The following is a 7,966-nucleotide window of genomic DNA, read 5'->3' on the forward strand; positions in this document are numbered from 1 at the left end:
TCTTCGCCCATTGGGCGTCAGTCAAAACGAATCGGTCCATCCCAAGCTTGAATCACAACCAAGCCCCGATGAGAATCCTGAATCCCAACAGACCCTAGATAACCTTGAACTATGGACGACCTCGAAAGGCTTCGTCAGCTGCAGGCCACGCCGGGTTGATCATCGCGGGTTCGATATTTGTGGGAAGATTTGCCGAGCGTCACGTTGGAAGCCTAAGCGGTACTCAGCCCTGGTCCCATTGAGAGCATCGCGGCTCGAGTCCAGATTGGCGCGTTTGCTACAATCGTGTTGGTATTGAAGACTTGCTACGCCGACTACTCCAGGTCGGCCGGGGGAAAAACAGCGGTTTTGCAGGCAATCAAATGGCTGTTGGAACGAGCGGCGCAGTTGGCCATGCTCTCTGATGGATGGGCGGGGCCTTGTAGCGGGCGCCGATCGGCGTCCTCCCATTCATCTTGAGGCGCGAGCGATTGTTAGGCCGGCATTCTCCAGCACATCCAAAATCGTTTCAGCAACCGCCCGCGGATCTCGCTCGTCCTCTTTGCTAACGTTACAGGCCAAGGTAGCTGCGATGATCGCGTGCGCTGTTTTGCGCTGGAGGCAATCGTATTCGGCATACTCACCGCAAGTATTGCAGTTGATCACTGGTCGGCCGCTCCAGGGATCGTGCATTGCGATCTCGCACCAGTTACCTGTGTGACATTTCGGACAGAGCATAGATCGAGATTTCCTTGTGGTCTGACCTCGCGCGCTCCAAGGCCATCAGTTGAACGGCCGCTTGCTAGCCAAAGCTGTAGAAGTCATTGCTACTCCGAAGGCCGTGTTGCCCGTCTTTGGATACGAAAAACGTCATGGACGCGGCGGCGGAGGCAATCCAGGCACCCGAGGGCGGCTTCGGCATGAGCGACCAGTCGACGCATCTCTGGCGAGAATGCTGGCAACGGTGTATGCCTGGAGCTACCTGTTTTGGCGTAAGCAAGCTATTGCAGGTTCGCCGCGGCCGCATCACGGCTACGTAAGATGAGTATGGCCTCCAACTTCCATTCCACTCTGAGCTGCGAGGCCCCGATCTCCAGACGTCGACCTTCTGCGTGAGCACTCTGTCAAATCGGGCAACCGCAACGCGAGGATGCTGCTGCATCTTAGAATCCGGTTCCCCTCCTGGCTTCGTCGCCACACGTGCAATGATTCGCCGAGGCGACTTCACTGCGGCGCCAGGGACAAGGCGGGCGTTCTGCAATCTGGGCGCCAAATGACACACTCGAAATTGTGTCGCCCGGAAGCTGTTCTACGGCCAACCACGCTCGCCAGCTGTAAGAGACCCTACAATCTGACGCTACGTACGATTCAAGCCCTAATGTCTAGAGTCGCGCATTCGCGCCCTTTGCCGCGCTTGCTGCGAGCGGGTTGTCGCATCTCAGACATCAACAGAGCGGTCGGCAGATAACGGCAAATGAGGTGCTTTTGCGAAAGCCAACCTACGGGATCTTACGTAGGGCATGTGTCGCATTTTCTTGATCTAAAAATTGCATCGTCTTCCGCATGAAGGAAAAAAAGCTGTTCTCAGACGCCAAACATTGGAGAAGCCGTGCTGAAGCGACCCGAAGAAAAGCGGAGTCGCTCGAGGACGACACATCCAGATGCAGGCTCCTCAAGGTCGCTGAAGAATATGATAAGCTGGCTCGCCTCGCGGAGGGGCGGCAAAGAAATGAGCTTGACGGGCAGTTCTGATCGCCACCGGGCGGACGGTTGCACCGATCGTCAACGCCTTGTGACCCCGGCGCGGGTGTCTCTCCGTTGGAGCTCACAGCCCGTTAGCTGAACTGCGAAACTGCCTCATGCCGTAAGGCCAATGAGCTAGGCTGCTGAACGAGTGCGGTCCGCGCGTCCGAGCCTCTGACCATGAATCCATTCTGAGTCGCGGGGCCGGCCACATAGATGACGCATTGACGGTGTCTCAGGCGGCAAGCCGGCTAACCGCTAGACATGAGAAGGATGAGATGAAAGCCCACCGTCAGGTCGTCGAATCAAAAGCCTCTCGCTCGATGAACTGGCGAGGCATTGGCGTCGCGCTTTGCATCATGTGCTGAAGCCAGGACTTTTGTTTGGGTGACAAAGTAGCCGGTTCGCCGGATCATGCCACGCGAATTGGCTTCCGCCGCCATTTTGGCGTGAGGCGTTTCAGTCGAATTCTGGCACCTTGCACCAAGCACTGCTGAGCTCAACGCCATACATTGCGGACATGTTCAGGCGAAGAGGCGAGCAGAAGCTCCTGCTGGAGCGGCTTGCCAAGACGGGCCATCATAGATCTCTGCGCAGATTGTCTGCATGAGGCCGGGTTCGCAACGAAGGCGCGAATGACAAGACAATTGAAGAGACGATCAGATGTCGAAAGACAAACCCAAGAGAACTCCCCGGTGAACGATGCGGATAGAACCGATGTTCTTCATCCAAGTAGGTTCGGTGCAGATGATCAGCGGTAGCTGGGGCTGCCCATGCCGGGGTGCCAGCCGTTCGATGTGCGACTCGGACAAGACGAGTGGTGCCGGATGCAACTCTATCGGCCAAAAGGAGGACGCATGAGGAGGCACAGTGTAGAAAGACTGGAAGCGGGGCGCGTTCGCGAGGGCCAATTCGCCACTGCACCAGGGTCTGGCCCTTCTGGTCTCTTCTTCGTGCAGGGGCCTTGTGGCTGCCAACTCAAGATCATCGGCTTGATCCGTCCGGGATGGGAGCATGTCTCAGTGTCGACGCCACGGCGATCTCCAAACTGGGAGGAGATGTGCCTCGCTAAAGATATGTTTTGGGATGAAGAGGAATGCGTGATGCAGCTGCATCCTCCTCATTCGCAGTATGTGAACAATAGTCGCTATTGCCTGCATCTCTGGAGGCCGACCCGTCAGGTCATTCCGATGCCTCCGGCAGGCTTCGTGGGCATCGTCGGGCTCGGGCCGTCTGAAGCGGCAACTCTGTTTGCGCAGATGAGTGCGACACCTTAGCGGATCTCGCCCCGCCGATGCCAAGTCGGGCGGTGGCGACATAATCGAGAGTCCCGCGGAGTTGCTCACCACAGCGCTCGCAGAGTCGGCTCGTCGAGGCCGCCGTTTATTGTGCGGAATGTGACGCGCATAACAACACCATTGAGGATTCAGCCAGGTGAGCAGATCCGTCGCTCCGTTATACAAGGCGCGCGGCCAAATACATTTGCATCGGAAGAGGCTCCTACGGGGCGCAACTACCGGACGCACCGCCTAGTTACCTGAGTGAGGCGCGCCTGCGGGGAAATCCGGCATGAGGGGGCGGCGATTAGCCTGATATGAGCGCCATGCCCGCGCAACTCGGCGATATTTCTCGTTCAATACAGGGCAAGAGTGTTGCTTTGCGGAGCTACGCACGACCTTGTCGTCTGTACGATCGAGCGAAAATCTTGGGGGTGCTGTGGAAGTCGAAGGCAATAGCGGCCGCAACGGCGCGCCGGTCCGCCGCGACTGGGAACGTGCCGAGGCGGAAGGGGTTTACGTGCAGCCAATTGCCGAGCTCCTATTTCAGGCCCAGACCGTTCATCGCGGTAATTTTGACCCAAACCACGTCGAAACCGCAAGCCTAACTCAGCATCAAGACCGGCGGCTGTCCTGAAGACTGCGCCTACTGCGCACAGAGCGTGCATTGCGACACTGGCCTGAAGGCGACTCGCTTGATGGATCGCGCTGATGTGGTCGCCACCGCGCAGCGCGCCAAGGCGGCCGGGGCGAGTCGCTTCTGCATGGCCGCGGCGTGGCGCAGTCCAAAGGACCGCGACCTCGATAAGGTCTGCGACATGATTGCCGCCGTTAAACGTGTTGGGATGGAGACGTGCGTAACGCTCGGCATGCTCACGCCAAAGCAAGCCGCACGGCTCGCCGACGCCGGCCTCGACTTCTACAATCATCACGTGGACACTTCACCGGAGTTCTACCGCAGCATCATCACTACCCGGGCCTTGCAAGATCGGATCGACACTCTTACGCGTGTGCGCGAGGTGGGGGTCAAAGTCTGCTGCGGCGGCATTATTGGCATAGGTGAGCACGTCGATGACCGTCTCGGCATGCTGGTACTACTCGCCAATCTTCCCAACCATCCGGAAAGTGTACCGATCAACCTGTGGAACGAGGTGAATGGGGTGCCGGTGAAGGTCACGGCGGAGCGTCCCAATCCGATTGCACTGGTGCGCCTGGTGGCGACCGCGCGGATCATGATGCCCAAGAGCGTCGTACGATTGGCCGCCGGGCGCCAGTACATGAGTGATGAACTCCAAGCCCTATGTTTCTTGGCGGGTGCGAACTCCATCATTTTCGGCGATGTGTTGCTGACTACCAAAAACCCGCAACTTGACGGTGATGTAAGTTTGTTAGCACGGCTCGGCATTACGTCTGGACTCGCTTAAGCCATCAGAACAACGGCGCGCTGCGCGCAAGCCACTAGCGTAGGTAAGAAATGCAGATTGTCTTGATGAAGGGAAAGATTCATTGCGCCTCGGTAACTGAATCCGACCTGCACTTTGGAGGCTCGATCTCGATTGATCGCGCACTTTTGGACGCGGCCGGCATCCTGATTAACGAACGCGTCGAACTCTACAACCTCGAGACGGGGGCACGCTTTGCAACGATTGTGACAGAAGCGCCGCAAGGGTCCGGCACGGTAGACGTGAACGGTGCGGCGGCGCGATTGGCGATGCCCGGCGATAGGATAAGCATCGTTGCATACGCCTCAGTTGACGAGGGGGAGGCAAGAATCTTCAGGCCGCGCATTGTGCTGGTTGACCGACAAAATCGCATCGTGCCGATTTGAATCCAACAAGCTAACCGCCGTAAAGACCCCGTCGTTGGCGGCCAGTTGGGAGTTTTGGGGCGTCGATCCTTGCTCAGCGAGTGAAGAATGAATTCCATCATTGCGGGTAAAGCCGCCAGCTATGCGGCAGGCTTAGATGCGCTCAAACACGAGAAGCGGAGTCTCAAGCCGCGCACCGGGATTGACTTTTCATCCAACGATTATCTGGCCCTGGCGAGCGCGCCGCGCATGAAAAAAGCGATCGTCACCGCGCTTGAAGCCGGTACTCCGATCGGAGCCGGCGGATCACGGCTTCTGCGCGGCAACTGCGAGGAGCACGAATGCCTCGAAGCAGCAGCGGCGCGGTTCTTCGGCGCGCAGACCGCGCTCTTCTTCGGCGGTGGTTATGTGGCAAATTTTGCGGTGCTGACAACGTTGCCGCAACGGGATGACCTGCTCGTCCTTGATTCCCTGGTTCACGCCAGCATTCACGAAGGAGCACGAGCTGGCCGAGCCGCGTTTCGAATCACCGCCCATAACGACCCGCAGTTTATCGTAAGCGCAATTTGCGACTGGCGTGCCGCGGGCGGAGCGGGGCAGGTCTGGATCGTAGTCGAGAGCCTCTACAGCATGGATGGCGATTTCGCACCGCTTGAGGACCTGCTCGCGATCGCGGACCGGCACGATGCGTTCTTGGTTGTGGATGAAGCTCATGCCACCGGCGTTTACGGCGAGCAGGGGCGAGGGCTCACAGGGCCGTTTGAAGGACGCGAAAATCTCCTGGTTATTCATACCTGCGGCAAGGCGCTGGGAGCTGCCGGCGCGCTTGTCACCGCCTCTGGCGTGCTGCGCGACTTCATAATCAATCGCTGTCGCCCGTTTATCTTCGCGACCGCCCCCTCGCCGTTAATGGCGGTGGCCGTACGGGAGGCTCTGTTGATCCTGCAGGAGGAACCGGAGCGCCGACAGCGGCTGGCGAAGCTTGTCGCGTTCACGCATCAGGAGATGGTTGCGCGAGGCGAGAGAAGTCCTTCGAACTTGCAGATCCTGCCCTACATCGTTGGCGAGAATGCCCGCGCCATGAGGCTAGCGTCCGCGCTACAGGCTCGCGGATTTGACATCCGAGGAATCAGACCGCTAACGGTGCCGGCCGGCACGGCCCGTTTACGAATTTCACTGACGCTCAACGTCGGAGAGGATGAGGTGCGTGCGATGCTCGATGCCCTCGCTGAGGAGACGAGGGGCGGATCTCGATGAGGCAGCGGATCGTGGTGACCGGCACAGATACAGGGATCGGCAAATCTGTCTTTTCGGCAGGCCTTGCCCATCTTCTCGGCGCGAATTATTGGAAACCAATTCAGGCCGGTGTTGAAGGAGAGACCGATAGCGAGCAGGTCGCACGACTGAGCGGTCTTCCGGCCGATCGGATCGTTCCGGAGCGTTACCGCCTTAAAACGTCCGCCTCGCCGCACCATGCCGCCGAAATAGACGGAATTCGCATCGACCCCGATTCGCTCGTCCTGCCGCATACCGGGGAGCGACCGCTCGTCATCGAAGGCGCTGGCGGGCTGATGGTGCCGCTGAATTCTAGTGCACTCTACATCGACATCTTCGAGCGGTGGCGACTTCCTGTTGTGCTTTGCGCGCGCACGCTACTCGGGACCATCAATCACTCCCTGCTCTCGATAGAGGCCTTACGAAAGCGCCAGATCGACATTCTTGGGATCGCATTCATCGGGGAAAGAAATTCGGAGACTGAGAGCGCAATTTGTGACATCGCGCGGGTGCGTTGGTTAGGACGGCTGCCCTGGATTTCTCCTTTGACGGCAGAGAGCCTACAGGCTGTCTTCAAAGGCTCGTTTATTCCCGGCGATTTCACGCCATGAAGCCAAACAAGAGGTGGCCAATTTGGCATCCATTCACGCAGCATGCTCTTCACAACGAGATGACCAAGGTTGTGCGTGGCGATGGTGCTTATCTCTACACTGCGGATGACAATCGAATCATAGATGCAATCTCATCCTGTTGGGTCGTCACTCACGGCCATTGCCATCCGCAGATCGTGAGCGCGATTCAGGAACAGGCCGGCAAGCTGAACCAAATCATTTTCGCCGGCTACACGCATGATCCGGCTGAGGAGGTCGCTCGGCTCCTTTTGAAACTCACACCCCAAGGCTTGGACCACGTGTTCTACTCGGACAGCGGGTCAGCCAGCGTGGAAGTCGCCTTGAAGATGGCACTCGGTTATTGGCATAGGCGAAGAGCGAACACGCATCGTTGTCATGCAGCACTCCTATCACGGGGACACGTTCGGCGCGATGTCAGTTGGTGCCCGCGGTGTCTTCAACGCGGCGTACGGATCTCTCCTGTTCGACGTCACCTCAATCCCGTTCCCTGCGAGCGGTCGTGAGCGGGCGACGCTCGATGCGCTTGAGTCAGGATGTCGGAACGAAAATCCCGCAGCCTTTATTGTCGAGCCTCTGGTGTTAGGGGCAGGCGGAATGCTGATGTACCCAGCTTGGGTGCTAAGAGAGATGAAGCGGATCTGCGAGGCGTCGGACGTTCTGTTCATTGCCGATGAGGTCATGACGGGCTGGGGCCGCACCGGAACAATCTTCGCCTGTGAGCAGGCCAATGTTGTGCCAGATATAGCGTGCTATTCCAAGGGTCTCTCACGGGAGGGGCGCTGCCGCTCGCGGTGACACTCTGCCGGGCAGAGATTTTCGATGCCCATTATTCAAAAGACCGTACCCGCACATTCTTGCACTCGAGTTCGTATACGGCAAATCCGGTGGCCTGTGCCGCCGCCAAGGCTAACCTGGATCTGTGGAAAGACCAGGAATGTCACCGACGCATCGCTGCGGTCGCAACCATGCAAGAGCAGGCAATTGAAGCATTCCGCGTCGATCCGCGCTTTGACTGCGGCGCGGCAATCAGGATGGAAGTGCAGCGTCAATCAGGATGAGAGAGCTTCGCCGGGCTCGTGACGCAGGGAGGGCGTAGCCCGACCGGAGTTACGAGCCCGGCGACGGCGCGATCCGAGTGGACCGCGCCGTCTGGTGATCGCGGCTGGCCGGTGATGGATGGTTCTTCTCGCCAAAGAGGAATCACCCGTTGCCAGGCTGCCATGTCACCGATCACCAGATGAGGCTCTACATGA

4 protein-coding genes and 2 pseudogenes are annotated in these 7,966 nt (G+C 58.5%); 5 read left to right on the forward strand and 1 reads right to left on the reverse strand.

Annotated features, from left to right (window positions below):
- Positions 1-450: 450 nt before the first annotated feature.
- Entirely contained in the window at positions 451-672 is a 222-nt protein-coding gene (locus IVB48_RS15870; protein ID WP_157642944.1) for a hypothetical protein, read from the reverse strand.
- A gap of 2,766 nt (positions 673-3,438) precedes the next feature.
- Here IVB48_RS15870 and bioB point away from each other — a divergent pair.
- The 5 genes and pseudogenes from bioB to IVB48_RS15895 all read left to right on the forward strand — a co-directional run.
- Positions 3,439-4,423 (forward strand): annotated as a pseudogene (gene bioB, locus IVB48_RS15875) (biotin synthase BioB).
- Positions 4,424-4,473: 50 nt separating this feature from the next.
- Positions 4,474-4,827, forward strand: a complete 354-nt coding sequence (panD, locus tag IVB48_RS15880; RefSeq protein WP_247400744.1) for an aspartate 1-decarboxylase — start codon at positions 4,474-4,476, stop codon at positions 4,825-4,827.
- 87 nt (positions 4,828-4,914) lie between these two features.
- Positions 4,915-6,063: an 8-amino-7-oxononanoate synthase gene (locus IVB48_RS15885; RefSeq protein ID WP_247400747.1), complete on the forward strand. Its 1,149-nt coding sequence runs from the start codon at positions 4,915-4,917 to the stop codon at positions 6,061-6,063.
- Positions 6,060-6,692, forward strand: a complete 633-nt coding sequence (gene bioD / locus IVB48_RS15890) for a dethiobiotin synthase (RefSeq protein ID WP_247400749.1) — start codon at positions 6,060-6,062, stop codon at positions 6,690-6,692. Before IVB48_RS15885 ends, bioD begins: the two co-directional genes overlap by 4 nt.
- Positions 6,689-7,723, forward strand: a pseudogene (locus IVB48_RS15895) (adenosylmethionine--8-amino-7-oxononanoate transaminase); the annotation flags it as partial. The gene bioD and the pseudogene IVB48_RS15895, both read left to right, overlap by 4 nt.
- Positions 7,724-7,966: the final 243 nt, after the last annotated feature.

The sequence above is a fragment of the Bradyrhizobium sp. 76 genome (assembly GCF_023073025.1).
In the GTDB taxonomy this organism is placed as follows: domain Bacteria; phylum Pseudomonadota; class Alphaproteobacteria; order Rhizobiales; family Xanthobacteraceae; genus Bradyrhizobium.

What these genes read in the sequence shown, in the direction of transcription:
- IVB48_RS15870 (WP_157642944.1), bottom strand. Translation starts at nt 672, where the DNA reads ATGCACGATCCCTGGAGCGGCCGACCAGTGATCAACTGCAATACTTGC.
- panD (WP_247400744.1), top strand. Translation starts at nt 4,474, where the DNA reads ATGCAGATTGTCTTGATGAAGGGAAAGATTCATTGCGCCTCGGTAACT.
- IVB48_RS15885 (WP_247400747.1), top strand. Translation starts at nt 4,915, where the DNA reads ATGAATTCCATCATTGCGGGTAAAGCCGCCAGCTATGCGGCAGGCTTA.
- bioD (WP_247400749.1), top strand. Translation starts at nt 6,060, where the DNA reads ATGAGGCAGCGGATCGTGGTGACCGGCACAGATACAGGGATCGGCAAA.